General features: G+C 68.8%; 1 protein-coding gene. It reads left to right on the forward strand.

Annotated elements, in window-relative coordinates; translation table 11 throughout:
- Positions 1 to 1,712 (forward strand): transglycosylase domain-containing protein (locus ACWDRR_RS44380; protein ID WP_449778030.1); only part of this gene is annotated, 1,712 nt, incomplete at its 5' end.
- Positions 1,713 to 1,849 lie beyond the last annotated feature (137 nt).

The following is a 1,849-nucleotide window of genomic DNA, read 5'->3' on the forward strand; positions in this document are numbered from 1 at the left end:
TGAAGAACGTCAACGTCGAGAAGGCCGGCGACGACCAGGCCGCCGTCCTGGAGGCCCAGCGCAAGACCCTGGGCCGCAAGATCCAGGAGCTGAAGATCGCGATCAAGCTCGAGGACGAGCTGACGAAGGACGAGATCCTCACCAACTACCTGAACATCACGTACTACGGGAACGGCGCCTACGGGGTCGAGGCCGCCTCCCAGCGCTACTTCAGCAAGAGCAACAAGGACCTCACCGTCGCGGAGGCCGCCACCCTGGCCGGGCTGGTGCAGAACCCCTCGCAATACGACCCGAAGCTGCACCCGCAGGCCGCGCAGAACCGCCGCGACGTGGTGCTCGACAAGATGGTCGAGAACAAGCACATCACCCCGGAGCAGGCCAAGGAGGCCAAGGCCGCCCCGCTGGGCCTGAAGTACAAGGACCCGCAGAACGGCTGCATCACCGCCCAGGCGGGCATGGGCTTCTTCTGCGACTACGTCCGCCACGTGGTCAAGCAGGACCCGGCGTTCGGCCAGAACGCCGCCGAGCGCAAGAAGTTCTGGGACCAGGGCGGCCTCAACATCTACACCACCCTGGACCCGGACAAGCAGGCCGCCGCCCAGAACGCCGTGAGCAGCAATGTGCGGGTCACCGACAGCGTCTCGGCCGCCGCCAGCATGGTCGAGCCGGGCACCGGCAAGATCCTGGCGATGGCCCAGACCCGCCCCTACGGCCTGGACAAGGACAAGAACCAGACCGTCGTCAACCTCAACGTCGATGCGGCGATGGGCGGCGGCAACGGCTTCCAGCCCGGGTCCACGTTCAAGCCGATCGTCGCGGCCGCGGCGCTGGAGGCCGGGCTGCCGGCCACCCAGGAGTACTCGTCCCCGAACAAGCTCGAGTACCCGACGATGAAGACCTGTTCGGGTACCTGGAAGAACGACGCCCGGCCCAAGTCGGTGGTGCCGAACGAGTCCGCGAGCGAGAAGGGCCCCTACCAGCTGAAGCAGGCGATGGCCCTCTCCGTGAACACCTACTTCGTGCAGATGGAGCAGGAGATCGGGCTCTGCTCGGTCAAGCAGATGGCCAACAAGCTCGGCATCACCGCGCGGGCCAGCGGCAAGCCCCTGGAGGAGGTCCCCGCGATGGCCCTGGGGGTGGAGGAGGTGAGCCCGCTGACCATGGCGAACGTCTACGCGACCTTCGCCGCCGAGGGCAAGTACTGTGCCCCGATCGCCATCAGCAAGATCACCACGGTGGACGGCAAGGACGTCCCCGTCCCGGCCGGCCAGTGCGGTCAGGTGTTCTCCAACACGACGGCACAGGCGCTGAACACCATCCTGAACGGCGTGACCGAGAACGGCACCGGCGCGAAGGCCAACCTGGAGGGCAACCGGCAGATCGCCGGCAAGACCGGCACCTCGGACCACAAGAAGGCCGCCTGGTTCAGCGGCTACACCCCGCAGCTCGCCACCGCCGTCTGGCTCGGCGGTCCGAACGGCGGCGTCGAGATGCGCAACATCACCATCAACGGGAAGTACCGTCCCGAGGTGTTCGGCGCCGACGGCCCCGGCCCGATCTGGCAGGACGCCATGAACCAGGCCCTGCGCGGCGCCCCCAAGCTGCCCCTGAAGATGGCCGACATCCCCGACCCGGCGCCCAAGCCCGAAACGGACCCCGCCGGGACCAGCGCGAGCACGCCGGCCACCACCCCGCCCGGCCAGCAGCGCTGACCGGGGCGCAGCACTGACCGGGCGGCACGACTCCCTCGGTGCGGGGCCGATCGCCCGGCCCCGCACCGGGCACGTGGCAACGGCGGACGCCGAGCTGGAACTGCCGCCCCAGCTCGCCGTAGCTGATCTCGCCCCGG

The sequence above is a fragment of the Kitasatospora sp. NPDC003701 genome (assembly GCF_053587085.1).